Origin of the sequence: Polynucleobacter sp. MWH-Loch1C5 (genome assembly GCF_018881775.1) — a bacterium.
GTDB lineage: Bacteria > Pseudomonadota > Gammaproteobacteria > Burkholderiales > Burkholderiaceae > Polynucleobacter.
In genome coordinates this window covers 1-26,307 of record NZ_JACVPR010000001.1, presented here as the reverse complement: position 1 = coordinate 26,307, position 26,307 = coordinate 1, and the positions used below count along the sequence as shown (strand labels likewise).

The following is a 26,307-nucleotide window of genomic DNA, read 5'->3' as shown; positions in this document are numbered from 1 at the left end:
TCGTTAGAATAGCAATTATGGCAGACGTATTTAAGACCGTACTAATTAGGCATTCCGCAGAGAGCATGTATAACTTGGTAATCGATGTTGCCAAGTACCCTGATTTTTTGCCGTGGTGTGGTGGCGTAGAGATCTATGAACAATCGGAGGAGGTTCTAGATGCAAAGATTCATATTCGATTTAAGGGCCTTGAGCAATTTTTTCATACTCGCAATAGCAACCGTAGGCCTGAATCTATCGATATGAGCTTTGTGGATGGGCCATTTAAGAAGTTTCATGGACATTGGCGATTTACCGGTTTGAGAGAAGATGCGTGTAAGGTCGAATTTAAACTTCATTACGAGTTTTCAAGTCTTCTACTTGAAAAGATCATTGGGCCAGTATTCAATGTGATTGCCTCTACATTTGTGGATGGTTTTGTTAAGCGAGCTGATCAGGTGTATGGTGAAAAAAATTAAATTAACCGTCTGTGATGCACGTCAGGAACCGCTTCAATTAGTTTCTTATGAGCTTCCTCTAAACGAACCATTGACTGTAGGGGCTGTTTTAAAAGCCCTAGGTATATTTGATGGTCCTGCAGACCCTCGGGTTAATCGCAAAGGTATGTTTGGCGTTTTTGGTAAGAGAAAGGATTGGGATAGTCCGTTTTATGATGGTGATCGCCTTGAAATCTATAGTCCCTTATTGATTGACCCAATGGAAGCGCGGCGTAAAAAAGCAAATAAAAACAAAGATGCACGTTTACAGGCTAAAGCTGCAGGTAGAAAAGGCCGTTTTTTGAGTCGGAGCTAAAAACCTCTATAATTCGCTTTTGCGCATAGGGGTTTTGCATGAGACTCATACAAAAAGCACTTACTTTTGATGATGTGCTACTGGTTCCAGCCTATTCGGCTGTTTTGCCGCGTGATACCCGCTTGGGTACCAAGTTAACACGCGATATTTCCATCAATATTCCACTGGTGTCTGCTGCCATGGATACCGTTACCGAAGGTCGTCTTGCGATCGTCATGGCTCAAGAGGGTGGTATCGGTATTATTCATAAAAATTTAAAACCGAGCGAACAGGCCAGAGAAGTCGCTAAGGTTAAGCGTTATGAATCGGGCGTATTAAGAGATCCCATCACCATTACTCCAGAAATGACAGTAAGGCATGTGCTCCAACTGTCACGTGAGCATGGATTTTCTGGTTTTCCAGTTCTAGAAGGTAAAACAGTTGTTGGAATAATTACGAATCGAGATTTACGCTTTGAAGAAGATTTAGACGCAAAAGTCAGAGAAAAGATGACGCCTCAAGAGCGTCTCGTGACTGTACGTGAGGGGGCGAGCCCTGAAGAAGCTAAACGCTTAATGAATAAGCACCGCCTCGAACGTGTGTTAGTTGTAAATGACGCCTTTGAACTTAAAGGCCTGATTACTGTTAAAGATATTCTTAAGGCAAAAGAACATCCTAATGCAAGCAAGGATAGTCGTGGCCAATTATTGGCTGGCGCCGCTGTTGGCGTAGGCCCGGATAATGATGAACGAGTAGAGTTATTGGTCAAAGCCGGTGTCGACGTTATTGTGGTTGATACGGCTCACGGTCACTCACAGGGCGTCCTAGATCGAGTCAAATGGGTGAAGTCTAACTACCCACACATTCAAGTGATTGGCGGCAATATAGCAACCGCTGATGCCGCACGTGCACTAGTTGATCATGGCGCTGATGGTGTCAAGGTCGGTATTGGCCCAGGATCTATCTGTACTACACGTATCGTTGCAGGTGTGGGTGTACCTCAGATTAGCGCAGTTGTGAATGTTGCAAAAGCTCTAGAGGGTACAGGGGTACCATTAATTGCAGATGGTGGTGTGCGTTATTCTGGAGATATTTCTAAAGCTCTAGCGGCAGGTGCACATTGCGTAATGATGGGTGGTATGTTTGCCGGTACCGAAGAGTCACCAGGGGAAGTTTTTCTATATCAGGGTCGCTCTTATAAGAGCTATCGAGGTATGGGCTCGGTGGGAGCGATGAAGGATGGAGCCGCAGATCGTTACTTCCAAGAAGACAACAGTGCTAATGTCGATAAGTTGGTACCAGAAGGTATCGAAGGCAGAGTTCCTTACAAGGGTAGTGTGTTAACCATCATCCATCAATTGACAGGTGGCATTCGCTCATCCATGGGGTATTGTGGTTGTCAGACGATTGATGAATTACATCAAAAAGCAACCTTTGTCGAAATTACATCGGCCGGAATGCGTGAATCTCACGTTCACGATGTACAAATTACTAAAGAAGCACCCAATTACCATATCGATTAATCGGATTTTTCGTGCACGACAAAATACTAATATTAGACTTCGGGTCTCAGGTTACTCAGTTAATTGCTAGACGCGTTAGAGAGGCCCGTGTTTACTCAGAGATTCATCCCTACGATGTCGATTCGGCTTGGATAGAGGCATTTGTAAAAGAACAGGGTTGTAAGGGAATTATCTTGTCCGGCGGTCCTAGCTCCGTCACAGAGGGGGACACGCCACGAGCTCCTGAGATTGTGTTCCAGTTAGGTGTTCCAGTTCTTGGTATCTGTTATGGCATGCAAACCATGGCAGCTCAATTAGGGGGTTGTGTAGCTACTGCCGAATCCTTAGGTAAGTCCAGGGAGTTTGGATATGCAGAGGTTCGTGCCAGGGGCCATACTCCGCTGTTCAATGGCATTCAAGATCACTCGACACCTGAAGGCCACGGTATTCTAAAAGTATGGATGAGTCATGGTGATTCAGTGACTGAATTACCGCCCGGCTTTAAGCTGATGGCATCGACGGAGTCGTGTCCTATTGCTGGTATGGCTGATGAGGCTAGACAGTTTTATGCTGTTCAGTTTCACCCAGAAGTCACTCATACTTTGCAAGGCAGAGCCATTCTAGAAAGATTTGTTCATGGTATTTGCCAATGTCGCACTGATTGGGTAATGGGGGATTACATTAGTGAGGCAGTAGCCAAAATTAGAGATCAGGTTGGGCAAGACGAGGTGATTCTCGGTTTGTCGGGCGGAGTGGATTCTAGTGTTGCGGCAGCATTGATACATCGAGCGATTGGCTCTCAGTTAACCTGTGTATTCGTGGATCATGGTCTTTTGCGCTTAAACGAAGGGCAAATGGTCATGGATATGTTTGCTAAAAATTTAGGTGTCAAGGTAATTCATGTTGACGCTACCCAACAATTTATGGGTGAACTCGCAGGGGTATCAGATCCTGAGCAAAAGAGAAAAATAATTGGGAAAGAGTTTGTGGAGGTCTTTCAGCGAGAGTCTGCCAAAATTAAAAATGCTAAATGGTTGGCACAAGGAACCATTTACCCTGACGTGATTGAGTCTGCAGGCAAAGGCAAAAAAGGTGCCCACACAATCAAGAGTCATCACAATGTGGGTGGTTTACCTGACGATATGCATTTGCAGTTGCTAGAGCCTCTTAGAGAGTTATTTAAAGATGAGGTTAGAGAGCTGGGGGTTGCATTAGGGTTGCCTCATGAAATGGTTTATCGTCATCCTTTCCCAGGGCCTGGCTTAGGCGTGAGAATTCTTGGAGAAGTGAAAAAAGATTTTGCTGATTTGTTACGTAAAGCAGATGCAATCTTTATTGAAGAGCTACGTTCGACTATTGAAGAGAACAGTGGTAAATCATGGTATGAATTGACTAGTCAGGCATTCGCAGTATTTTTACCTGTTAAATCAGTGGGTGTCATGGGAGATGGTAGAACCTACGAGTACGTTGTGGCATTACGCGCTGTCCAAACGCAAGACTTTATGACGGCCCATTGGGCTCATCTACCACATGATCTCTTGGGTCGTGTTTCCAATCGCATCATTAATGAGGTACGCGGGATTAACCGTGTGGTGTATGACATTAGCGGAAAGCCACCTGCAACGATTGAGTGGGAGTAAGATTGGCTACTCTTTAAAAAAATTTTCAAAGAGGTCTTCGTTAAAGCCAATAATCATTTTCCCCTTATGTAGAACGATCGGTCGTTTAATCAGGCTCGGGTAAGTGATCATTAATTGCTTAGCCCGGGTTTCATCAAGAGGGGTTTTTTCTAGATCAGGTATCTTCTTCCAGGTTGTACCACGTTGATTCACGAGGATTTTCCAGTCAGACAAGCTGCACCATAGCTGAATTTGACCTGCTACAACGCCACTTTTTTTGTAGTCGATGAACTCATATTGAATGCCATGTTGATCGAGCCAAGCGCATGCTTTTTTCATTGTGTCGCAATTTTTAATGCCAAAAACTTGTGTCATCGATATTACCTTTATATGTCATTGCAACTTAAGCAAAAGATTTTTATTGATAAATACAAATGCTAGTAAAATCAAATACCTAGCTATCTCAGAGTAAGTTCTAATCGATCATTATGACCTATAGCGTTAAAGAAGTTTTCTTCACCCTCCAAGGAGAGGGGGCCCATGCTGGGCGAGTGGCAGTTTTTTGTCGCTTTTCAGGTTGTAATCTCTGGTCGGGGAGAGAAGAGGATCGGGCAGGTGCCATTTGTAAATTTTGTGACACAGATTTTGTTGGTACAGATGGCTTAGGTGGAGGCAAGTTTGCAGATGCAGATTCACTGGCAAAGCACATAGATCAGTTTTGGGGCGATGCTGACCCCAAACATAAATATGTTGTTTTTACGGGTGGAGAACCTCTTTTGCAGCTCGATGAGCCATTAATCAAAGCTGTCAAGTTAAGGGGTTTTGAGGTTGCTATTGAAACCAATGGGACTCTAGAGCTTCCTAAAGGCGTAGATTGGGTTTGTCTCAGCCCTAAATCTGGATCAGATCTGCGTATTCTTCAGGCCGATGAGATTAAACTAGTTTGGCCTCAATTAGGCTACTCTGAAGATATAGATAAGGTTTTAGCTCGTTATGAAAAAATGTCATTCAAGCATTTTTTCATTCAACCTCTAGATGATGCTCAGCAATCGCAGCATATACAGGAGGCTGTACGAATTTGCCAGATGCGACCTAAATGGCGTTTGAGTATGCAAAATCACAAGTGGATAGGAATACGTTAAAGCATGTTGAACTCTTCAATCGATATCACACGCCGCCTTGAATTTGATGCAGGGCACCGAATTCCACATCATGGTGGCCAATGTAAACATTTACATGGTCACCGTTATGTCATTGAGGTTACTCTTCGGGGTGCCGTTCAAGAAAAGCACGGTGATGCCGACGAGGGTATGGTTTTAGATTTTGGTGATATAAAAAAAATCACTAACGAACATATCGTTGATCGTTGGGATCATTCCTTTATTGTCGCTAAAGATGATCTGGTACTTGTTAACTTCTTAAATGCAATACCGGGGCATAAAACTGTTGTGATTGACTTGATTCCAACGATCGAGAACCTAGCAAAAATTGCCTTCGAAACGCTGGAACCACTTTTTCAGAAAAACTATAGCGGCCGACTCTCTTTGCATAGAGTTCGCTTATATGAAACTCCCAATTGTTGGGCAGACGCTTATGGCAAGCCAAGTTGACGAGTACTTTATGGGTATGGCCATAAGACAGGCTGAGTTAGCAGCTCGCTTGGGCGAGGTACCCGTTGGAGCTGTTTTGGTAAAAAATGGGCTTGTTATTGGTAGTGGGCACAATATGCCAATTAGTCAAAATGATCCCAGTTCTCATGCTGAAATGATGGCTATACGTAACGCCGGTCGAGTTATGAATAACTATCGTCTTCCTGAGACCACTCTCTACGTGACTCTAGAACCATGCATGATGTGCTCAGGGGCCATTATGAATGCAAGGATTTCACGTTTGGTTTATGGAGCAGCTGATTTAAAGACGGGGTGTGTGCATAGTGTTCTGAGTTTGTTTGATGAAAAAAAGTTAAATCATCATACGGAATGCGTAGGTGGGGTACTATCAGACTCATGTGCAAATTTACTCAAAAATTTTTTTAAAGATCGCCGTTAATGAATATTCATCTCATTGCTCCATCGGGTGCCTTGCAAGATGCTTCAATCGCTGAGCAAGGTATCCAGATTTGTAGAGAGCAGGGGTTTAATTTATCCAACCTGGCGTGTTTGGCGCGTCAAAGCCAACGTTTTTCTGGAACAGACGCTGAGCGTCTTGATGATTTGAATCATTTGTCTAGTATTGACCCAAGCTTTGTTGTCATGGCCGCGCGTGGTGGCTATGGAATGCATAGATTGCTCCCAGATATTGACTGGGATTCGCTTGCTCAACAAGTTGATCGGGGCTTGCGTATAGTCGGGCATAGTGACTTTACGGCATTTAATCTAGCCCTTCTGGCTAAAACATCTCGGATTTCCTTTGCAGGGCCCATGTTTAACCCTGATTTTACCGCTACGGTATCTGAATTTACTTATAAGTATTTTATGGATGCCATGGCTAATAAGACCATCCATTACTCTGTAGAGAGCTCACAAATACTTAGTCAGGAGCTCAATATCAGCAGCAATCGACCTGGTCTTTTGTGGGGGGGTAACTTATCAATCTTGGTCAGTTTGCTAGGTACTGCTTACATGCCTACAGTAAAGCAGGTGAGTCAAGGCATTCTTTTTATTGAAGATATTAACGAACATCCGTATCGGATTGAGAGAATGCTTTTACAACTCTTACACGCCGGCTATCTTAGTAGTCAACAGGCGATTCTTGTAGGTGATATCAGTGGATATAAATTATCTGCAACTGACAATGGCTATGACCTACAGTCTGCATTGGATACGCTTAGAAGGCTGATTCCTTGCCCCGTACTCACGAATTTACCCTTCGGACATTGTCGGGATAAATTAACTTTACCCGTTGGGGCAGAAGCCTCTCTCCAAGCAACTCGCTCTGGTTACGAGTTAATCATTCGTAGATAGATCAATCGCTCATAAAGAGATTAGTTAAAATCTCATGTTTACTACTATTTTTTAAGGCCAATTGTGCTTACAGCAGCAAATATCACAATGCAGTTCGGGGCTAAACCCCTATTTGAAAATATCTCAGTTAAATTTGGCGGTGGGAATCGCTACGGTTTGATTGGCGCTAATGGTTGTGGCAAGTCCACATTCATGAAAATTTTAGGCGGTGATCTAGAGCCAAGTGCTGGGAATATTTCTCTTGAACCCAACATCCGTCTGGGTAAGTTACGCCAAGATCAATTTGCTTATGAAGAGGTACGCGTACTCGATGTTGTCATGATGGGACATCAAGAAATGTGGGAGGCCGCTGCAGAGCGTGACGCTCTTTATGCAAAACCTGATGCCACAGATGAAGATTACATGAAGGCTGCTGAATTAGAAGCTAAATTTGCAGAATATGGTGGCTATACAGCTGAAGCAAGAGCAGGGGAGTTATTGTTGGGTATCGGCATCCCTATTGATCAACATAATGGTCCAATGAGTGAGGTGGCCCCTGGCTGGAAGTTACGTGTTCTCTTAGCTCAGGCATTATTTGCAGATCCAGATGTTCTATTATTGGATGAGCCAACCAATAACCTAGATATTCATTCTATTCATTGGTTAGAGGAAGTTCTTAATAGTCGAAATAGTACGATGATCATTATTTCTCACGATCGTCATTTTTTAAATTCAGTCTGCTCACATATGGCTGATATGGACTATGGGACTCTGACTGTTTATCCGGGTAATTACGATTCTTACATGCTGGCTTCTATGCAAGCTCGTGAGCGTCAAATGGCAGCCAATGCTAAGGCTAAAGAGAGGGTCGAGGAATTACAGGCCTTCGTTAGACGCTTTTCTGCAAATGCATCTAAAGCGCGACAGGCTACATCAAGACAAAAACAACTTGAAAAAATTGAGATTGTCGAAATCAAACCGTCTTCACGTCAAAACCCATTCATTCGTTTTGAGTATGAGAAAAAACTACATAATATGGCGGTTGAATGTACGAGTCTTACTCAAGAATATGACCGTCCTATTTTCAAGAACCTCAAGCTGACCATTCGTCCTGGAGAGAAAGTAGCCATTATTGGTCAAAATGGCGCAGGTAAAACCACCTTATTGAAGAGCATTTTGAGCAAAAGATTTGGTGGTATTCAAGTTGATAAGGGCGATGTTAAATGGTCTGAAAATGCAAATGTGGGCTACATGCCACAGGATACCAATGAGTACTTCCCTGAAGAGTTGAGTTTATTTGACTGGATGCAGCAGTGGGGTAAGCCTGGCGATGATGATCAAGTGATTCGCGGTACTCTGGGGCGACTACTATTCTCTGGTAATGACATTGGTAAGTCTGTTAAGGTCATCTCTGGTGGTGAGAAGGGGAGAATGATTTGGGGGCGCTTGATGCTCCAAAAACACAATGTCCTTGCAATGGATGAGCCAACCAATCACATGGATATGGAATCCATCGAAAGTTTGCAGGTTGCATTAGAAAAATATGATGGCACCGTCATTTTTGTTTCGCATGACCGTGAATTTATTTCGGGACTCGCCACGAGAATCCTCGAAGTTAAAGGCGATGGAACGGTGACTGATTTTGAAGGTAACTACGAAGACTACCTTAAAAGCCAGAATCTAGACGGTTAGAGTTAAGTTGGGTTGGTTCTCTTAAAGCGCATTGCTGTTCCTTCAGCAGTAATGCGTTCCCAAACCTTCTTTTTTTCATCTGGGCTTAGAAATACCCAATTACATACCTCTTCAGCTGTTCGACCGCAACCCTGACATACCTCATCAAATAAGGTTGAGCAAATCCCAATGCAAGGAGAGTCAGAGTCACTGTCGCCAACAGATAAAGAGTTATTTTGTTTATTCGATTCCGTCATAGTGATTCGCATTTCATTGTATTTGTTATGGATCCTTGGCGAATTTCTAAATCTCCAGTTTTGGGGGTGAATCTAATTGGTGACTCTGCATTGACTGCAGGACATTGTTTAGAAAAAAAGCTTTGGTGCCCTAAGCTACCGCAGAAGTAGTAAATATCTTTTTGTATCCGCATTTCAGTACGGTCTAAAATCATGGTCAGAGGTTTTTCACTCGCATTAATCTGTTCTGGTGAAGTGCATTGCCAAGTAACGTAGTCATGCCTTGAACAGCCTAATAAGCTAACACCTAATAACAATAAGTAAACTCTTCTCATGAATGACAATATAGCTCAAATTCATACTACACGAGAGTCATGGTTACAGGCTGCAGTACATGCCTTAGAACCTGTCTTTAGCAAGGCTGGGTTTGCCATACCCCCCGTTAAGCTCTCGTGTGGCTGGCCCGCTTCAAGTAGCCCAAGAAGTACTCTAGGTCAATGTTGGCCACGGGAGCGGTCAGGGGATATGGTTAACGAAATTTTTATTTCACCGCGATTAGAAGATCCAGTTGAGGTCTTGGATACCCTAGTGCATGAATTATGTCATGCGATAGATGATTGTCACAGTGGACACGGTCAAGACTTCAAAGATATTGCCCATTGTGTCGGTTTGGAAGGCCCTGCGAAAAGCGCTCATGCTACTGAAGAGCTCAAAGTTCGACTGATGATGATTGCAGAGCGTTTAGGTAACTATCCTCATAAGGCAATCGTGTTTCCGCCACCGCGCGCAAGTAACCAACAGCGTTCCAAAGCCCGCTGTGGTCAGTGCGGCTATGAAGTTAGCCTACTCAAGAAGTGGGAATCTATGGGTGCGCCAATATGTCCAAGGGACAACATTCGCATGGAGGAGGTTGGGGTATCGATTGAGAGCGCCTTAAGCCCCGAGGAAGAGCAAGCTCGAAAAGAAAAGGATAGAGAAATCAAAAGAGCGGTGTGCTAGGGCGCACCGCACATGAGTAAGAGTTGATTGAGTTACCCTTTTTGTATCAACTCAATTTTGTACCCGTTGGGGTCTTGTACGAAGGCGATAATCGTATTTCCACCCTTCACAGGTCCTGGTTCTCGCGTGATATTTCCGCCATTGGATCGAATGCTTTCACATTGCGCGTAAATATCTTCGGTACCAATTGCAATATGACCATATGCCGTTCCCATCTCATACTCATGAACATCATAGTTATATGTCAATTCAATCTCGGCATGGCCACTTTTATTCCCATCACCATAACCTACAAAGGCTAGGGAATAGCCTTGGTCAGGACGGTCTGTAGTTCTTAGTAGATTCATGCCCAGGACACGAGTATAGAAATCTACAGATTGTTCTAGATTACCTACTCTTAACATGGTGTGTAATAAGTTCATCTTTTCTCCTTTATCAGCCATATTAGTCTTGGTGCAGCATAGCTAGTTGTATAGACAAATGCATTTTGTCCAAAGTCTATGGCCAACTGTTTGGCCTCTGGCAGTCGAATATCTGTGATCCAAAAGCTAGGTTCATGCCAATGACCTGTCTCTTTGTCGCAATTATCGGCAGGGAGGTAGAAATATTTCCTTTGCTCGAGTATTTCTTTGAAGAACTCTATGCGCCTTTCGTTGTAATCCATCGGCATTTTGCAACTACCGGGATTACATGGCGTAATAATCGCGGCATTCTTTAATTGGTGCTTTTTCATGAGCTTGACTAGCTCTGGGTTTCGCTCATCAATCTTGAGCGGGATAGGGGGTACGGAGTGAATTTTGTATATTGCAGCTTTGTATAGTTTTTCGTATTTTGTTCGTATATCCATAATTTAACATAATAAAGATTATGCGAAAGTTGCTAATCAGTGAGCTAGCTTAGATGTCGAAATATATGGGCTTCCATATACCTTTAACCATCTAGAACGCAAACCTTTGGCTATTTCAACTTGGTTGAATTGATCGGCGAAATCAATCGCAGTCATCTGAAGTTGATTCATTTGGCTGAGACTGGCCCCGCGATCGAGAAGTTCCTTGACGACGTGTATATGGCCACCACGAACGGCCATCATCAAGGCAGTGGTTTGGTTGGGGCTTTCTGGATCGACATAAGCCCCCTTATCCAAGAGAAAACGAACGATATCTAGATGACCATTGGTTGCCGCATAATGCAGTGGCGTCCAACCAGGGTGGCTAAATTCTGCCTTTTTATCATTAATGAGGCGCTTTACAAGATCAAGACGACCCATAAATGCAGCCATCATTAATGCAGACTCACCAAACGCATTTTGTTGATTAATCTCGGTCTTTGAATAATTGATCAATAAATTAGCCACATCCCAGGAGCCCTCTGAAATTGCTGCGACGATCGCAAGATGACCTTTAGAGTCAATCAGATTTGGATTATGACCAGCATTAAGGGCTTTGATAATGGCAGGCTGGTCATTCATCTTGGCATGAATCACAAAGTCGTCAATGGCTTGCGAGGCAAATACTAGCCCCTGAAAAAAGGTAAGGCCTATCGCAAAACAATATCTGAAAACAGGTAACTTCATTGAGAGTTTAATGTAGGTTCACTCTAAAAAGTCTTGAGAAGTTCTGGCTAGTCGCCTGAGCTAATAAAGCCAAATCATCACCGCGAAGATGAGCGACAAATTCCCCTACGTGGGACACCCATGCTGGTTCATTAGTTTTGCCACGGTGTGGCACTGGCGCCAGGAATGGTGAATCTGTCTCAATCAGAAGCCGATCTAAAGGAATTTTTTTACAAGTCTCTTGCAAGTCTTTAGCGTTCTTAAAAGTCACAATCCCAGAGAAAGATATATAGAAATTGAGGTCCATGGCAGCTTGTGCAACATCCCATGATTCTGTGAAGCAATGCATAACGCCGCCGATTTGGTCTGCACCCTCTTCTTTCATAATACGAATAGTGTCAGCCGAGGCGCTACGTGTATGAATAATTAAAGGCTTATTCAGTTGTTTGGCTGCCTGTATATGTCTTCTGAATCGATCTCTTTGCCACTCCATGCTTTCAATCGAATCATCTCCAATACGATAATAATCAAGACCCGTCTCACCGACGGCGACCACTTTTGAATCTTGACCTAACTGAACTAACTGCTCAACACTCGGCTCAGGGGTATCTTTGTAGTCAGGATGTGTACCCACACTGGCAAAAAGATTTTCATGGCTTTTTGCAATTTCTAAGACATTAGGAAAATTAGGCATATCAACAGATATACAGAGTGCGTGAGTCACCTTAGCTGTTTTCATACGAGCCAATAAATCATCCAACTGCCCCTGGTACTCAGGAAAATCTAGATGACAATGTGAATCAACAAACATGACTTATGCCTCAAATATATTTTTGTATCTAATTAATAACGATTCGATTTGTACTCGATTAGCCAGTGGGTGATTCTCGCTTTTACGTGAATCACTGACCGCCTTTAAAAACTCGCGTAGCTTGGCTGTATTTGCCTTGGCAGCACATGCTGAAATAAGCACTTGAGTTTGTGGATAAAACTTTGCATATCCAACAGTGCGAAATAATAGCAAGTCATATAACCACTTTTGCAGCAGTATTAAAATTTCACGCAGAGGTACTTTGTTAATGGATTCAGAAAGCTTGATCCATTCGACCTGCCGTCCCTGCCCAAGCCCATGAAGTAATTGCTGAAGACTTTCTTGATAGCTTTGCTCTTTAAGATCAAAAATTCTCTGCCATGCACGTGCCGGTGCTCCACCCTCTTCTCTTAAGATGGCTAGGAGATTTTGGGAGTCTATTTCTAGGTTAGCAGAGGCCACTTGGGAGCTCAGCCATGCCAAAGCATCCTCCTCTGATGGCTTAGGCATAGCAATTAATCTACAGCGAGATTTAATTGTTGGCAGGATTCGATCTAAGCGATAGGTAAATAATAAGAAGATAGTATTTTCAGGGGGCTCTTCTAAGGTTTTCAGTAATGTGTTGGCAGAGATAGGCTCTAAAGACTCTAACGGACCAAGCAGGACTACCCTTTGCCCTGAACGATAGCTAGCAGTTCCCAGAGAGTCGATCATGCTTCGAATATGGGCTACTTTAATGACCTGGCTAAGCTTTTTGTCTGCCTTGTCATCATCTGTACTAATGTTTTTAATAACAACTTCTTCACCTACGTCATCGATGAGGTTGTCATGCGGAAGAAGGCTTTGCAAATCCTCGGGTAGAAGACCCTGAAAATCGGGGTGACTACCGGTATCAAACCACCGACATGCCTCACATTGGTGACATGGTTTTGATTCTGTCTGGCTCTCACACAGCTTGGCCTTAGCCATATTTAAGGCAAAATCTAAATGGCCCAAGCCCTCCTGGCCATGAAAGATGGTGGCGTGACTCATCCCTTGGCTTGTTAATTGAGCCCATAGTGTTTTTTGCCAAGCCGTTATTGGTGTCATTTTTTTGCTTACCTTACTGCAGTCGAATATAAATAAAGTATATATTAATCATATATTTAATATATATTCTTCAAGTGTTTTGGCAATTGATTCTACGGACTGATTTGCATCAATCAGAACAAAACGATCAGTATCTTCTATGGCGCGACGACGATACTCCTGCCTGACACGATCAAAGAATACGTCATCGAGGCTTTCGAACTTATCTGGATTTCTGGCCAAACTGCGGCGACCCTGGGCAACCTCACTGGGTAGATCAAAGAGAAAGGTCATGTCTGGCTGCACTAAATAACGCTGCCCTTCTTTGAGGCGCATTTGTACCCAAACTTCGAGCTCGTATAGCTTAGCTAAATCAAGCCCTCGTCCACCCCCCTGGTAAGCAAAGGTGGCATCGGTAAAACGATCTGAAATGACGATATGACCTGCAGCAAGGGCTGGTTCAATGACAGTCGCCAAATGCTCCCGTCTAGCCGCAAACATCAATAGAGCCTCCGTTTCAAGATGCATCTTATGGTGCAAGAGCATTTCACGCAGTGACTCTCCAAGGGCTGTGCCACCTGGCTCACGAGTTAAAACAACTTGACGCTCGGGATGACGCGATTGCAAAAGCTCAGCGGTGCGCTCTATATGCGTACTTTTTCCAGCACCATCAATCCCTTCGAAACTAATGAAAAACCCGGGTCGATTCTTAGATTGTGCAAATGTGATCAAAAGCTAAACCCTCAAATTATTGTTTTAATTGATACTTTCTAACTGCTGCCTCGTGCTCAGCGAGTGTCCTGGAAAAGACACTACGGCCCTGCCCATCTGCAACAAAATACAAAGCCTCGGTAGCAGATGGCTGGGCAGCTGCCACCAAGGACTCCATGCCTGGCATCGCAATCGGCGTTGGCGGTAAACCTCTACGCCTATAGGTATTGTATGGGCCGTCTCGAAGTAAATCCTTCTTTCTTAAATTTCCATCAAATTGATCACCGAGACCATAAATAACAGTCGGATCCGTTTGCAACATCATGCCTATCTTCAAACGATTATGAAACACTCCCGATATCTGAGCTCTTTCGGCTCGACTACCGGTTTCTTTTTCAATAATTGAGGCCAATATCAGCAACTCATATGGATTTTTGAGGTGCACGGGGCGCTGATTTTTCTCCCAAGCCTCGCTTAATTTTTTTTCCATCGCACGATAGGCTTTTGTATAGATCGAAAAGTCAGTATCACCGGGCTCGTAGGTATACGTATTGGGGAAAAAAAGTCCTTCTGGATGTTGATGGGGGCTTCCCAAGGCAGCCAAAATTCTTTGAGCACTCTGCCCTTTCAGGGTCACTTTGAGTTCTTTTTGTGACTCAATCAGGCTTCTGAATTGTTTGAATGTCCAACCCTCAATTAAAGTGATCTGAAAACGAACCGTATCTCCCTGAGCCATCTGCCTAATGAGCTGATAGAGTGTGGCCTCTTTGGGAAAGTCATAAACTCCCGCTTTGAGCTTTTTGCCAATAAATAGAGTTCTAAAAACAATCTGTAAGCTCACAGAGTTCACAGATGCTCCTTGATCTTGCAGTTGACGGCCAATCGCGGCCACATTCGAGCCTGGCGCTATCTTCACGCGTAAAACTTCGCCAGAACTAGGTGGTATAGCGGTTTGTGAACTAAGGAGGATAATCCCCAATAAGACGACCAAGATAACAGTGGTCAGACTTAGAATGAACTTACGCCAACCGGGGCTTAATGATAGAAGTTTCATATATCAGTATGATAAAGCTACAAATAGATTGAGGAAGCTATGAGTTATTTTGTTGCGCTACCAGACTGGTCTTGCATCACGATCGACGGTCCGGAGGCTGTTGAGTTTTTACAAAATCAAATTACCAATAGTGTGAAGCCTTGCGCTAAAGCAGCGCCTGGGGCTATCGCCGCAGGTAATCAAGTGAAGTTTGCAGGCTATTGCAATCCCAAAGGTCGTCTAATGGCCAATTTCTGGTTCTCGCGTTGGATGATCATGCAAGATTCGCAGCCGACAGAGCGCATTCAATTATTACTCTCTAAGGACATCACTGAAGTCGTTGCTAAACGTTTATCCATGTTTGTTTTGCGCCAAAAAGCCAAAGTCCAAGCACAGACTCAGATGCAGATATCTGCTTTTTGCACCTCTGATGGCGACATCACTGCTCTAAATGAATATCTTCATCACAATCCCGATTCCAGCGCGATTCGTTTGCCAGATGTCAAAGACGGTAGCCAGAACTACCAGCGCTATTTGATTGCTGGCAATTGTCCCCAAGCTCAGTCAGATGCCGTGAATACCCTACATTGGCATTATTTGGAAGTAATCAGTGCTTATCCACGCATCGTACACGCGACTTATGAAGCATTTGTCCCGCAAATGGTCAATATGGAATCCATTCAAGGCATCGACTTTCAAAAAGGTTGTTATCCGGGGCAAGAAATCGTTGCGCGTAGTCAGTACCGTGGCACCATTAAGCGACGTCTCTATTTAGCAAAAGCGAGAACTAGCGACTTACCACTGCCGGGTACCGAAATCTTTGCTGCCAATGACCCTGAGCAACCTTGCGGTTTAGTGGTACTCGCTAGCCTTGATCCAGGGCAAAGCGATTGGGTGTATTTACAGATCGAGTGCAAAACGGAACTTGCAACTCAAGCCATTCATTTAGGCTCTTCTACAGGTACTCAGCTTGAGTTTCTGAGTTTGCCTTACCCCTTAATTGAAATCTAATGTGTCTTATTCTGACCGCTTGGCAATCCCATCCAGACTACCCTCTGGTGGTCTTAGCTAATCGTGATGAATTTTACGAACGTCCCACTGCCCCACTCCATTGGTGGGATGAAGAATTGCTTGCAGGCAAGGATCTAGCGGATACAGGTTCAGATCCTGGAACTTGGTTAGGCATTCATCGCTCAGGTAAGTTTGCAGCGCTGACCAATGTGCGGGCCCCTTCAGAAAAGAATCCAACTGCCCGCTCACGCGGTGAAATAGTCACGCAATACCTCAAGACTACCCATCATCCGGAACAGTTTCTTGCGGAATCTAAGATGAGAATGGGTCGCTATAACGGCTTTAATTTGCTGATGGCGCAACTGAACCAGCAAGAGCAAAGTTTGTATTGGTGCAGCAATCGCATTTTGATGGGTTCACAAATACGTCCCCGTAAATCTATCCAGCCCCAAAAACTCAAGCCAGGTTTATATGGTCTGTCGAATGCTATGTTAGATACCCCATGGCCTAAAGTACAACATCGTTTGGCTGCTTTTGCCCAAAGTTTAGCGATGGACACTGGATCTTTTAGTAAACCCCAGCGCTATTTACAGTTGATGCAAGATACTCAAATCGCTCCTGAGCACCAACTTCCCGCCACAGGCGTGAGTTTGGAATGGGAGAAAGCTCTCTCAGCAGCCTTTATCAAAACGGAACACTATGGCACACGCTCCACAGCACTTCTGAGAGTCAATCGCCTGGGCCATTTTGAATTTATTGAGCGTCATTTTGACGCTCAGGGTAAGAGTCAAGAAGAATCATTTTTTGGTCAGCTCAAAAGCTTTACCGAATCAGCCAAGCCTTAAACCTGCAGTCTTAACGATCTTTTTTAAAGCTACGCTCTAGCGCTGCTTTATTAAAGTATTTAAAGGTCGCTGTTCCCATACAGCAGAGTCGATCATCGTTATCCCATAATTTAGCTTCGACAAAAGCTAAAGACGCGCTATGGTGCACAGTCTGAGCTGAGACTCGAATAGTTCCTTTGGCCGTGTGCAAGAACTGATTTTTAAGTTCTAGAGTTAATACACCACGCCCTGCGGGATCGGCGGCTCGCGCAGCCACAGCCATACCCACATCCATGAGTGTTAGCAAAACACCACCGTGAGCAACCTGCCAGGCGTTTTGATGCTCGGGACGCAATTCTAGGTTCACATATCCGCCATTGATATCCGCTTGAGTACAGCGCACCCCTAATAGTTTTAAAAAAGGCGCTTCTAACTCTAATTCGAGTTCATGGCCTAAATCGGCATCTGTCATGGTTTTCATAGTCCCTATCTTATACAAGGTTTACAGCTAGGTGAGCAAAAACAGGACCTTATCTCTAAAATCAAACTATGCCAATCCATCTACAAGCAGCCAGCGCGGGCCTCATTCAATATCTGTCTCCCACCCCGGTTCCCGCACCGTATGCCGTTGCTTTTTCAAAGGATTGTGCCAAGCAACTCGGTATACAAGACGATTTATCGCATCCAGAATTACTATCTTTACTGGCAGGTAATCAAACGCATTATCAGAACAAGCAGTGGCAAACCTATGCAATGGCTTATAGCGGTCATCAATTTGGGGTCTGGGCAGGACAATTAGGCGACGGCCGTGCCATTTATCTGGGTGACTGGCGGCAGTATGAAGTTCAACTCAAAGGGGCAGGCCCGACTGATTACTCACGGCGCGGTGATGGCCGTGCAGTATTGCGCTCATCGATTCGTGAATTTCTCTGTAGTGAAGCCATGTATCACCTTGGTATTCCTACCAGTCGTGCTTTAGCCGTGGTAGGTTCTGATTTACCTGTTAGACGCGAAACCATAGAAACCGCTGCAGTGTGTACCAGAGTAGCCCCTAGTTTTTTAAGAATCGGGCATATCGAACATTACGGGCACAACGATATGCAAAAAGAACTAGAAAACACCTTAGATTATTTGATTGCTCATCATTATCCCGAGGTGGCTACAAAACCCTATCCCTATTTAGCTCTTTTAGAGGCTATCGCGATGCGCACTGGTCAGCTCGCTGCGCAGTGGCAAGCTGTAGGTTTTTGTCATGGTGTACTCAATACGGACAACACCAGTCTATTGGGGTTGACGCTCGACTATGGACCCTTTGGCTTTTTAGATCAGTTTGATCGAGAACATATTTGCAATCATTCTGACGAACAGGGCCGCTATAGCTACCATCGTCAGCCCGACATTTTGCAGTGGAATTTATATTGTTTAGCAAGCGCTATGCTGCTGCCTTTAAAAAAACAATTACAACTTGATGAAGAAGCCGCTATAGAACGAATCAAGTCTAGTCTAGATGTATACGCTAAGACCTATCGCAGTGCTTTTATAGACTTGTATCGACAAAAATTAGGTTTTCAGACGGCACATCCAGAAGATCTTGCATTGATTGAGCAATTATTACAACTCATGCATCACGAGCGGCTGGACTATACCTTATTTTTTAGAGAGCTATCAGAAGGCCGGCAGTATGATGCCCAGCCATCAGAGGCACTCTTGGCGTGGTTAGCGCTTTATCAAAAGCGCATCGAGCTCGAAAATATGGCACAAGATCAGCGCCTAGCCCAAATGCAAACCATCAACCCTAAATATGTCTTGCGTAATCACCTTGCACAGAACGCTATTGAGCGTGCCCAAGCCAAGGACTTTAGAGAAGTAGCACGCTTATTGAAGATATTAGAAAATCCTTATGAAGAACAGTCAGGTGCCAAGGACTACGCCTTACCACCACCGGCTGACCACCCACCCATTTGTGTGAGTTGCTCATCATGAAACAAAAAACAGATGCCCAGTATCGTCAATTACTCAGTGATATCGAATATCGTGTCACTCGGGAAGCCGCCACCGAATATCCGTTCTCGGGCCGCTATTGGGATCATTGGGATGCCGGTGAATATCTGTGTGTTTGTTGTGACACCCCCCTCTTTTCTAGTGAGCAGAAATTCGATGCAGGCTGTGGCTGGCCAAGCTACAGCCAAGCGCTAGATCTTGAACGGATCAAAGAAGTTCGGGATACTAGTCACGGCATGATACGCACTGAAGTACGCTGTCAGAGCTGTGATGCGCATCTGGGTCATGTGTTTGATGATGGTCCAGCCCCCACAGGTCTGCGCTATTGCATTAATTCTGCGGCCATCAAGTTCAAAGCCAAGTGAGTCAATAAATAGTGTTTTAATACAGGCTACTCTTTCGAAAGACTTTGATGAAATTTTTATTTGATCTACTGCCCGTCATCCTGTTTTTTGTGGCCTTTAAGGTCGCTGATATTTATGTGGCGACAGCCGTAGCGATGGTCGCTACCATCGCCCAAATTGCCTGGGTGGGTCTGAAATACAAAAAAGTAGAGCCCACACAATGGGCGAGCTTGGTGCTGATTTTGGTCTTTGGTGGTATGACCATCGCTTTTCAGGATAAGACCTTTATTCAATGGAAGCCGACCATTTTGTATGGCTTCTTTGCCATTGGCTTGTGGGTGAGCGCCGCATTCTTTAAAAAGAATCTGATTCAGATCGCGATGGGCTCTCAAATACGCATAGAGCCCCACTGGGATGCTTACGTATGGAAAACCTTGAATAACGCCTGGATCCTCTTTTTTATTGTGATGGGACTTTTGAATCTATACGTAGCCTATCAATTCAGTGAAGATGCTTGGGTCAACTTCAAGCTCTTTGGCAGTATGGGGCTGATGTTGGTCTTCATCATCGCCCAAGGGGTGTGGCTGAATCGCTACATCGTGCAAGAGGAATGATGAGCCCAGCAGAAAGACTAGCTTGCTTTGAGGCCGCACTGCGCGCTCAGCTTGCGCCGACCGAACTGCAAATTGATGATGAAAGCCATCTACATGCCGGGCATACCAGTGCGGGTAGCGCTGGACATTATCGGGTCTATATCGCCTCGCCCAAGTTGGAGGGCTTAAGTCGTGTGGCTCAGCACCGGCTGGTGTATGATGCCCTAGCCCCTTGGATTCCACAAGAAATCCACGCCCTAGCGATTGTGGTGATTTAAAATAAGGGTTCACACTTTTTTATAACGAACTGATGACATTATGAAATCTTTGGCTCGCATTACTACTGCTTTGATTCTGGCTGGCGCTTTATCGACTAGCTGGGTTCATGCCCAAAACGCCGCTGTGGTCAATGGCAAATCTATCCCGAAGGCAAAGCTCGATAAATTGATGGCTGGCTCTGGTCAACCCAATAGCCCTGAGATGCGTGATCGTGCCAGGGATATGCTGATTACCCGTGAACTGATCAATCAAGAAGCAGTCAACCGCGGTTTAATTGCCAACGAAGCTGTCCAAGAGCAATTAGAACAGGCGCGTCTCAATGTGCTCGTGGGCGCTCTCTTTGATGATTACATCATGCGTGATGGTGTCTCGGATGCAGAACTCAAGCAAACCTATGACCAAATCAAGACCCAATTTGAAGGCCGTGAATATAAGGTCCGTCATATCTTGGTTGAAAAAGAAGCCGATGCTAAAGCCTTAATTGCCAAGATCAAGGGGGGCGAGAAGTTCGAAGACTTGGCCAAGGCTAACTCTAAAGATCCCGGATCAGGTGCCAATGGTGGTGACTTGGACTGGATGAGCCCTCAAGCGCTGGTGCCTGAGTTCTCAAAAGCCATGCAAGCCCTACAAAAGGGTCAGATGACTGATAAGCCAGTCAAGTCTCAGTTTGGCTGGCATATTATCCGTGTCGATGATGTGCGTGATGCCAAGGTCCCTACTTTGGCAGAACTCAAGCCACAATTGATTCAAATGCTCAGCCAAGATCAAAATTGGCAGCGTGCGAAATTCAATGACATGATTGCTAAACTGAAATCTAAGGCTAAGATTCAGTAATTGGTCTTGTAGTAATTCAAAAGAAAAACCGCTCTTCATCGATAGAGCGGTTTTTTTATAAGTGTTTGAAAGTCATTACACTGGGTGAAAATTCAATAAAGGAAGACAAGATGAGTTTGTATCAGCAACTTCAAGCCCGTCAAGCCAATGGTCAAATGATTCGTGTGGGCCTGATTGGCGCAGGTAAATTTGGCTCGATGTATCTATCGCAAATCCCAAGAACTCCTGGGATTCACTTGGTCGGCATTGCTGATCTCTCACCAGATCAGGCACGTCAAAATTTGGTGCGGGTGGGATGGCCAAGAGAGCAAACTACTGCTGCAACACTGGATGAAGCTCTGCGCGATGGGCGTACGCATATTTCAGATGACTGGGTCTCTTTAGTCAAACATCCTGAGATTGATGTGATTGTCGAATGTACGGGCCATCCGATTGCTGCAGTTGAACATTGTCTGACTGCTTTTGCACACCATAAACATGTTGTCAATGTAACCGTTGAGGCAGATGCTTTTTGCGGACCCATGCTAGCCTTGCGTGCTCAAGAAGCAGGTGTGGTTTACTCGCTCGCCTTTGGCGATCAGCCAGCTTTAATTTGTGATTTGGTCGATTGGGCAAGAACCTGTGGTTTTCCAGTTGTTGCCGCCGGTCGTGGTCATAAGTGGCTACCCCACTTCAGTCGTTCTACCCCTGAAACCGTCTGGGGCTATTATGGGCTCACTCCAGAACAAGCGAGTCGGGGTGGGCTCAACCCGAAGATGTTCAATAGTTTTTTAGATGGCTCTAAACCATCGATTGAAAGTTCAGCGGTAGCGAATGCTACAGGACTCTCTGTACCCAGTAATGGCCTACTCTATCCGCCTGCCAGTATTGCCGATATTCCTTATGTGACACGTCCTATTTCAGAAGGCGGTGTACTAGAACACAAAGGCATGGTGGAAGTCATCTCTTCATTAGAAAAAGATGGGCGCGTTATTCCTTATGACATTCGGATGGGTGTATGGGTCACTGTTGAAGCGGAGACGGAATACATCAAAAATTGTTTTGAAGAATACAACGCTCACACCGATCCAAGCGGTCGTTATTTCACACTCTATAAGCGTTGGCACTTAATTGGTCTAGAAGTGGGACAGTCAGTCGCTAGTGTTGCTCTACGTGGCGAAGCTACTGGAGCCGCCACCACTTGGCAAGCGGATGTAGTGGCAACTGCCAAACGTGATCTCAAAGCCGGCGAAATACTCGATGGCGAAGGTGGCTATACCGTATGGGGTAAATTGCTGCCCGCTAAGAAGTCACTCTCTATCGGTGGTCTACCCTTAGGTCTGGCGCATGATGTGAAACTCAAGCGCCCTATCTCTGAAGGCCAATGTCTGACTTGGGATGATGTCGAGCTAGATACAAAAACGCTTGCCTATCGCTTGCGTCAAGAGATGGAGCAGCGCTTTGCTGCTCATGAGTGAGCAACAGAATAACTAGCGACTGCCTCAGTGAGTCGCTAGTATTCAGAATTTATTGGGGTTTGGTGTCTTGATTTTGTTGTGCAATCACTTGTGCACCAACAGCTGCTGCTTGAGAAAACTTTTGTGAGACCAAACGCTTGAGCTCATCAATTTGCTCAAAGGCATATTGCACATCAGGAAAAATAGCCGGCATTGGAATTAACTGATTCTGCTCAGTCAGTAATGCTGTTTGCACTGCAACGCCAGCGGGTGTTGTTTCAACTATGAAAACACTGCGGCCTTTGACGGGTTGCTCTTGAGCCGTACTCTCTGTTGAATTCTTTTCAGTAGATGTATTTTTAGTTGTATCTTTGGTCATATCCATTCCTATTGTTGAATCTTGGCATCTTTGCGTAATTGCTGAACATACTCAATACGCATTTGTTGCATCATGCTCGCGCGCAAGCGCTCTTTACTGTCCTCGAAACTAGGTACCTTAAATGCACGCTTATCTTCGACTTTAATGATATGCCAACCGTTGGGCGATTGAATCGGAGCAATCGAGGTGGATCCCTTATTCAGATTAACCATCACATTCGAGATCACCGGAATGATTTGGTTAGGTAAGACCCAACCCAAATCTCCACCGCGCTCACGACTGCTATCGATAGAAACTTCTTGAGCCACTTTCTCAAATGCTTCTTTTTTGAGACGATTCATCGCCGTTCTTGCATCAGCCTCCGTGCGACTTAAGATTTGACGAATCTTATACTGCTGCAAATTACTGGTGTCCCCCAAAGCTTTGATCTGAGCCTCATATTCCTTTTTGAGTTGCTCATCAGTAATTGTTTTATTCTTTAAAAACTCATTGAGCGCCAATTCAGCCAATAGGTTACGTCTGACTTGCTCTAACTGTAATTGAACATCAGCAGTATTGTGTAGGTTTTTCTTGGTTGCATCTTGAGCTAATAATTCGCGATTAACCAATTCTTCTGTCAGAGCTTTTCTCAATTCAGGACTATCTGCTAAACCTTGAGCCAGATTGGCCTTTACATTTTGCTCAAGCAATGCCTCCGTTAAATTCTTGCCATTGACAACAGCCACGCTACCTTTAGGAAGAGACTGGGCGTGCAGTGAAATTGAGAAGAACGTTGCGGCTAATACTAGGCAATAATTTTTTTTCATACAACCTTCATTGAGTAATTGAGAACGGTAAGTTTAACGTCTTAAAAAAGTTTTCTACTTCTGGTAACCACAGACTAACACCATCAGGATCTTCAAATAGTTTATGCCCATCATCTTCAAAATCATCCAGGATTACCGCACGTGTGGGTATATTGGGCTGCCTAAATGAGCGATACATACGCTCTACCATCGCTGGACTAAATAATGAATCATTATTGGCATAGATCCACAACTGTGGGGTTTTATTTTTAGAACCAAATTCAGCATACGCTTTACTGAGTTCAATGTCCCAAATACAACCCCCACTAATTTTCTTAAAGCCTCCTGCAAAACTAATCACACCTCTAACTGTATTCGGATACGCGGCAGCATAAGCAACACTCACGACTCCGCCATACGAGTAACCAATCATCACTACACGATTGGGATCAACGTCAGCTCTTTTTTTAAAAAAATCAACGGCAGGTGCGACTGATTCAGCCTGAATGTAACCATCTTTAACCATGTCACAACCATATTGCTTATAGACACCATCCGATTTACTAAATCCTAAACGCATGGGCATCGCAACCATATAGCCACGCTTAGTAAATTCTCGGGCTATGGGATAACCGCGATAGCGTTTTTGCAACCTTGCATCACCAAATTCTTTACCGTGATTCAAGATCACCAATGGGAATGGACCTTCTCCATAGGGCTTGAAGATCGTTGTCTCTAATGTCCAGTTCCAATCATAAGGAACACGAATTACCTCTTCTCTTGCAGCCCATGCTGAAAAAGAGAGTGTAAGTAGCGTGTATACGGTGATTAGATACTTCAACATTTCTTTCATTCTAAATGAATCGACCCTTAATCAATAAGGGTCGATTCAGTCTACTGGGAGAGATTCAGTTATTGAAAATCAATAAAGATGGTCCTAATACGATCGATAGAATCATTGACTCTTCTATACATCTGATTAATACCCTCTTTAATCACAGTAGCACGGTTATCTTCAATGTAACTTGCTGACGTAGCATTATCAGGTTTGAAATGCAAACCACCGTCATGCAATGACACTTGATAACCGACTCGAGTTCCACCACCATCGAGACTAATTGAGACTCGATCAATTACATTACCTAAACCTTGATAATTCTGATCAATCTTATCAATGGGTCGGATATTGACTTGATCATCTTTCAATCTAATCTCATAACCACGCTCAACTGTCGGTGGTCGATCAGGTCTTAGAACAACTAACTGAGCATCGTTCGTCACCGTTTCAGATGGGGCAACACCCCCTCGGCTGTCATCAGATCTGCCTTGTGTCAGAGATGGTGTGGATGTGTTGCCACTTGGGCTAGCCCCACCACCTGATGAACCAGATCCAGAGGTTGAACCACCAGATGATGTTGAACCAGAACCGGATGTAGAACCGCCACCAGTTGATGACCCGCTACCAGAGGTAGAACCGCCACCTGATGAACCAGAGCCAGAAGTTGAACCACCAGATGATGTTGAACCACCACCTGTTGAACTAGATCCAGAAGTTGAACCACCAGATGATGTTGAACCACCACCTGTTGAACTAGATCCAGAAGTTGAACCACCAGATGATGTTGAACCAGAACCAGAGGTTGAGCTACCGCCTGTTGATGATCCGCTACCAGAGGTAGAACCGCCACCTGATGAACCAGATCCAGAAGTTGAACCACCAGATGATGTTGAACCAGAACCGGATGTAGAACCGCCACCTGATGAACCAGAGCCAGAAGTTGAACCACCAGATGATGTTGAACCACCACCTGTTGAACTAGATCCAGAAGTTGAACCACCAGATGATGTTGAACCAGAACCGGATGTAGAACCGCCACCAGTTGATGACCCGCTACCAGAGGTAGAACCGCCACCTGATGAACCAGAGCCAGAAGTTGAACCACCAGATGATGTTGAACCAGAACCAGAGGTTGAGCTACCGCCTGTTGATGATCCGCTACCAGAGGTAGAACCGCCACCTGATGAACCAGAGCCAGAAGTTGAACCACCACCTGTTGAACTAGATCCAGAAGTTGAACCACCACCTGTTGAACTAGATCCAGAAGTTGAACCACCAGATGATGTTGAACCAGAACCGGATGTAGAACCGCCACCAGTTGATGACCCGCTACCAGAGGTAGAACCGCCACCTGATGAACCAGATCCAGAGGTTGAACCACCAGATGATGTTGAACCAGAACCAGAGGTTGAGCTACCGCCTGTTGATGATCCGCTACCAGAGGTAGAACCGCCACCTGATGAACCAGAGCCAGAAGTTGAACCACCACCTGTTGAACTAGATCCAGAAGTTGAACCACCACCTGTTGAACTAGATCCAGAAGTTGAACCACCAGATGATGTTGAACCAGAACCGGATGTAGAACCGCCACCAGTTGATGACCCGCTACCAGAGGTAGAACCGCCACCTGATGAACCAGAGCCAGAAGTTGAACCACCAGATGATGTTGAACCAGAACCGGATGTAGAACCGCCACCAGTTGATGACCCGCTACCAGAGGTAGAACCGCCACCTGATGAACCAGAGCCAGAACCAGAACCTCCAGTGTTACCACCAGAACCTGATCCACCTTGGCCGCCACCAGATCCGCCGCCGGTATTACCACCACCAGAGCCACCACCTTGTGGGCCTAAACCTTGACCAGCGCCTTGGCCTGGACCTTGTCCATCACCAGGACCACCGGCGCCTTGACCAGTACCAGATTGCGTATTAGCGCCACCGCCTGTGTTGGCACCACCGCCACCACCGGAGCCGCCAGAACCAGAACCTCCAGTGTTACCACCAGAACCTGATCCACCTTGGCCGCCACCAGATCCGCCGCCGGTATTACCACCACCAGAGCCACCAC

General features: G+C 45.0%; 34 protein-coding genes. 18 read left to right on the top strand and 16 right to left on the bottom strand.

From position 1 onward, the window contains the following. The first annotated feature begins 17 nt into the window (after nucleotides 1-17). The 4 genes from ICE94_RS00170 to guaA are packed head-to-tail and all read left to right on the top strand — an operon-like array spanning nucleotide 18 to nucleotide 3,913. Nucleotides 18-458, top strand: a complete 441-nt coding sequence (locus ICE94_RS00170; RefSeq protein WP_216147129.1) for a type II toxin-antitoxin system RatA family toxin — start codon at nucleotides 18-20, stop codon at nucleotides 456-458. After that, nucleotides 442-792: an RnfH family protein gene (locus ICE94_RS00165; protein ID WP_216147127.1), complete on the top strand. Its 351-nt coding sequence runs from the start codon at nucleotides 442-444 to the stop codon at nucleotides 790-792. Before ICE94_RS00170 ends, ICE94_RS00165 begins: the two co-directional genes overlap by 17 nt. A 38-nt stretch (nucleotides 793-830) precedes the next feature. After that, nucleotides 831-2,294 (top strand): IMP dehydrogenase, encoded by a 1,464-nt coding sequence (gene guaB / locus ICE94_RS00160; RefSeq protein WP_216147124.1) that lies wholly within the window; start codon nucleotides 831-833, stop codon nucleotides 2,292-2,294. An 11-nt stretch (nucleotides 2,295-2,305) separates the two neighbouring features. Continuing rightward, a complete protein-coding gene (gene guaA, locus ICE94_RS00155) occupies nucleotides 2,306-3,913 on the top strand; it encodes a glutamine-hydrolyzing GMP synthase (RefSeq protein WP_216147121.1) in 1,608 nt (535 codons plus the stop codon). A gap of 6 nt (nucleotides 3,914-3,919) precedes the next feature. On the opposite strand, the gene ICE94_RS00150 is transcribed toward guaA, so the two are convergent. Beyond that, a complete protein-coding gene (locus ICE94_RS00150) occupies nucleotides 3,920-4,267 on the bottom strand; it encodes an arsenate reductase (RefSeq protein WP_216147118.1) in 348 nt (115 codons plus the stop codon). A gap of 113 nt (nucleotides 4,268-4,380) precedes the next feature. Between ICE94_RS00150 and queE the strand changes: the two genes are divergently transcribed. The 5 genes from queE to ICE94_RS00125 all read left to right on the top strand — a co-directional run bounded on the left by queE (nucleotide 4,381) and on the right by ICE94_RS00125 (nucleotide 8,526). After that, the gene (gene queE / locus ICE94_RS00145) at nucleotides 4,381-5,034 is read left to right on the top strand and encodes a 7-carboxy-7-deazaguanine synthase (RefSeq protein ID WP_216147115.1); all 654 of its coding nucleotides are present in this window, start codon (nucleotides 4,381-4,383) and stop codon (nucleotides 5,032-5,034) included. 3 nt (nucleotides 5,035-5,037) lie between these two features. Further along, nucleotides 5,038-5,502 (top strand): 6-carboxytetrahydropterin synthase QueD, encoded by a 465-nt coding sequence (gene queD / locus ICE94_RS00140; protein WP_216147112.1) that lies wholly within the window; start codon nucleotides 5,038-5,040, stop codon nucleotides 5,500-5,502. After that, nucleotides 5,486-5,941, top strand: a complete 456-nt coding sequence (gene tadA / locus ICE94_RS00135; RefSeq protein WP_216147109.1) for a tRNA adenosine(34) deaminase TadA — start codon at nucleotides 5,486-5,488, stop codon at nucleotides 5,939-5,941. Before queD ends, tadA begins: the two co-directional genes overlap by 17 nt. Beyond that, nucleotides 5,941-6,855, top strand: a complete 915-nt coding sequence (locus tag ICE94_RS00130; RefSeq protein ID WP_216147106.1) for an LD-carboxypeptidase — start codon at nucleotides 5,941-5,943, stop codon at nucleotides 6,853-6,855. Before tadA ends, ICE94_RS00130 begins: the two co-directional genes overlap by 1 nt. A gap of 63 nt (nucleotides 6,856-6,918) precedes the next feature. Beyond that, nucleotides 6,919-8,526: an ABC-F family ATPase gene (locus tag ICE94_RS00125; RefSeq protein WP_216147103.1), complete on the top strand. Its 1,608-nt coding sequence runs from the start codon at nucleotides 6,919-6,921 to the stop codon at nucleotides 8,524-8,526. Nucleotides 8,527-8,528: 2 nt separating this feature from the next. Here the strand turns inward: ICE94_RS00125 and ICE94_RS00120 are convergent, their stop codons facing one another. Next, nucleotides 8,529-8,762, bottom strand: coding sequence for a DUF1289 domain-containing protein (locus ICE94_RS00120; RefSeq protein WP_216147100.1), 234 nt, complete (start codon nucleotides 8,760-8,762; stop codon nucleotides 8,529-8,531). Between the two features lie 312 nt (nucleotides 8,763-9,074). Here ICE94_RS00120 and ICE94_RS00115 point away from each other — a divergent pair, with 312 nt between their 5' ends. Next, the gene (locus ICE94_RS00115; RefSeq protein ID WP_216147098.1) at nucleotides 9,075-9,740 is read left to right on the top strand and encodes a SprT-like domain-containing protein; all 666 of its coding nucleotides are present in this window, start codon (nucleotides 9,075-9,077) and stop codon (nucleotides 9,738-9,740) included. A gap of 32 nt (nucleotides 9,741-9,772) precedes the next feature. On the opposite strand, the gene gloA is transcribed toward ICE94_RS00115, so the two are convergent. From gloA to mltG, 7 genes are read right to left on the bottom strand one after another with little or no spacing between them, the layout of a single operon-like run. Continuing rightward, complete coding sequence (gene gloA / locus ICE94_RS00110; RefSeq protein WP_216147095.1) at nucleotides 9,773-10,162, bottom strand: lactoylglutathione lyase; 390 nt, start codon at nucleotides 10,160-10,162, stop codon at nucleotides 9,773-9,775. Then, complete coding sequence (locus ICE94_RS00105; RefSeq protein WP_216147092.1) at nucleotides 10,159-10,587, bottom strand: DUF3293 domain-containing protein; 429 nt, start codon at nucleotides 10,585-10,587, stop codon at nucleotides 10,159-10,161. Before ICE94_RS00105 ends, gloA begins: the two co-directional genes overlap by 4 nt. 36 nt (nucleotides 10,588-10,623) lie before the next feature. Then, nucleotides 10,624-11,313: an ankyrin repeat domain-containing protein gene (locus ICE94_RS00100; RefSeq protein ID WP_216147089.1), complete on the bottom strand. Its 690-nt coding sequence runs from the start codon at nucleotides 11,311-11,313 to the stop codon at nucleotides 10,624-10,626. A 7-nt stretch (nucleotides 11,314-11,320) separates the two neighbouring features. Continuing rightward, nucleotides 11,321-12,103 carry a TatD family hydrolase gene (locus ICE94_RS00095; RefSeq protein WP_216147086.1) on the bottom strand — a complete coding sequence of 261 codons (783 nt, stop codon included), beginning with the start codon at nucleotides 12,101-12,103 and terminating at the stop codon, nucleotides 11,321-11,323. 3 nt (nucleotides 12,104-12,106) lie between these two features. Next, on the bottom strand, nucleotides 12,107-13,192 hold the full coding sequence (locus tag ICE94_RS00090; RefSeq protein ID WP_216147083.1) for a hypothetical protein: 1,086 nt from the start codon (nucleotides 13,190-13,192) through the stop codon (nucleotides 12,107-12,109). Between the two features lie 48 nt (nucleotides 13,193-13,240). Next, nucleotides 13,241-13,903, bottom strand: a complete 663-nt coding sequence (gene tmk, locus ICE94_RS00085; protein ID WP_216859806.1) for a dTMP kinase — start codon at nucleotides 13,901-13,903, stop codon at nucleotides 13,241-13,243. A 16-nt stretch (nucleotides 13,904-13,919) separates the two neighbouring features. Continuing rightward, nucleotides 13,920-14,936, bottom strand: a complete 1,017-nt coding sequence (gene mltG, locus ICE94_RS00080; RefSeq protein ID WP_216147080.1) for an endolytic transglycosylase MltG — start codon at nucleotides 14,934-14,936, stop codon at nucleotides 13,920-13,922. A 39-nt stretch (nucleotides 14,937-14,975) separates the two neighbouring features. On the opposite strand from mltG, the gene ICE94_RS00075 reads away from it, so the two are divergent. Both ICE94_RS00075 and ICE94_RS00070 read left to right on the top strand, forming a co-directional pair. Beyond that, nucleotides 14,976-15,926 carry a folate-binding protein YgfZ gene (locus ICE94_RS00075; RefSeq protein ID WP_216147077.1) on the top strand — a complete coding sequence of 317 codons (951 nt, stop codon included), beginning with the start codon at nucleotides 14,976-14,978 and terminating at the stop codon, nucleotides 15,924-15,926. Then, nucleotides 15,926-16,771 (top strand): NRDE family protein, encoded by an 846-nt coding sequence (locus ICE94_RS00070; protein ID WP_216147074.1) that lies wholly within the window; start codon nucleotides 15,926-15,928, stop codon nucleotides 16,769-16,771. The genes ICE94_RS00075 and ICE94_RS00070 overlap by 1 nt, the downstream gene beginning before the upstream one ends. Before the next feature lie 10 nt (nucleotides 16,772-16,781). Here the strand turns inward: ICE94_RS00070 and ICE94_RS00065 are convergent, their stop codons facing one another. Further along, entirely contained in the window at nucleotides 16,782-17,231 is a 450-nt protein-coding gene (locus ICE94_RS00065) for a PaaI family thioesterase (RefSeq protein WP_216147071.1), read from the bottom strand. A 68-nt stretch (nucleotides 17,232-17,299) separates the two neighbouring features. Between ICE94_RS00065 and ICE94_RS00060 the strand changes: the two genes are divergently transcribed. From ICE94_RS00060 to ICE94_RS00035, 6 genes are all read left to right on the top strand, one after another. Next, nucleotides 17,300-18,733, top strand: coding sequence for a YdiU family protein (locus tag ICE94_RS00060; protein WP_216147068.1), 1,434 nt, complete (start codon nucleotides 17,300-17,302; stop codon nucleotides 18,731-18,733). Next, nucleotides 18,730-19,116, top strand: coding sequence for a peptide-methionine (R)-S-oxide reductase MsrB (gene msrB / locus ICE94_RS00055; protein ID WP_216859805.1), 387 nt, complete (start codon nucleotides 18,730-18,732; stop codon nucleotides 19,114-19,116). Before ICE94_RS00060 ends, msrB begins: the two co-directional genes overlap by 4 nt. 47 nt (nucleotides 19,117-19,163) lie before the next feature. Further along, complete coding sequence (locus ICE94_RS00050) at nucleotides 19,164-19,709, top strand: septation protein A (protein ID WP_216147065.1); 546 nt, start codon at nucleotides 19,164-19,166, stop codon at nucleotides 19,707-19,709. Further along, on the top strand, nucleotides 19,709-19,966 hold the full coding sequence (locus ICE94_RS00045; protein WP_370623759.1) for a BolA family protein: 258 nt from the start codon (nucleotides 19,709-19,711) through the stop codon (nucleotides 19,964-19,966). Before ICE94_RS00050 ends, ICE94_RS00045 begins: the two co-directional genes overlap by 1 nt. A 40-nt stretch (nucleotides 19,967-20,006) precedes the next feature. Beyond that, a complete protein-coding gene (locus ICE94_RS00040) occupies nucleotides 20,007-20,801 on the top strand; it encodes a peptidylprolyl isomerase (protein ID WP_216147061.1) in 795 nt (264 codons plus the stop codon). 110 nt (nucleotides 20,802-20,911) lie between these two features. Further along, nucleotides 20,912-22,258, top strand: a complete 1,347-nt coding sequence (locus ICE94_RS00035; protein WP_216147059.1) for an NAD(P)H-dependent oxidoreductase — start codon at nucleotides 20,912-20,914, stop codon at nucleotides 22,256-22,258. A 49-nt stretch (nucleotides 22,259-22,307) separates the two neighbouring features. Here the strand turns inward: ICE94_RS00035 and ICE94_RS00030 are convergent, their stop codons facing one another. The 6 genes from ICE94_RS00030 to ICE94_RS00005 form a co-directional block, all read right to left on the bottom strand. After that, on the bottom strand, nucleotides 22,308-22,616 hold the full coding sequence (locus tag ICE94_RS00030) for a hypothetical protein (protein ID WP_216147057.1): 309 nt from the start codon (nucleotides 22,614-22,616) through the stop codon (nucleotides 22,308-22,310). A gap of 8 nt (nucleotides 22,617-22,624) precedes the next feature. Then, nucleotides 22,625-23,422, bottom strand: a complete 798-nt coding sequence (locus ICE94_RS00025; protein ID WP_216147055.1) for a peptidylprolyl isomerase — start codon at nucleotides 23,420-23,422, stop codon at nucleotides 22,625-22,627. 7 nt (nucleotides 23,423-23,429) lie between these two features. Continuing rightward, a complete protein-coding gene (locus ICE94_RS00020) occupies nucleotides 23,430-24,245 on the bottom strand; it encodes a S9 family peptidase (RefSeq protein ID WP_216147054.1) in 816 nt (271 codons plus the stop codon). 68 nt (nucleotides 24,246-24,313) lie between these two features. After that, nucleotides 24,314-24,682, bottom strand: a complete 369-nt coding sequence (locus ICE94_RS00015) for a hypothetical protein (RefSeq protein WP_216147052.1) — start codon at nucleotides 24,680-24,682, stop codon at nucleotides 24,314-24,316. 50 nt (nucleotides 24,683-24,732) lie between these two features. After that, nucleotides 24,733-26,067 carry a hypothetical protein gene (locus tag ICE94_RS00010; RefSeq protein ID WP_216147050.1) on the bottom strand — a complete coding sequence of 445 codons (1,335 nt, stop codon included), beginning with the start codon at nucleotides 26,065-26,067 and terminating at the stop codon, nucleotides 24,733-24,735. A 21-nt stretch (nucleotides 26,068-26,088) separates the two neighbouring features. Further along, nucleotides 26,089-26,307 (bottom strand): hypothetical protein (locus tag ICE94_RS00005; RefSeq protein WP_216147048.1); only part of this gene is annotated, 219 nt, incomplete at its 5' end.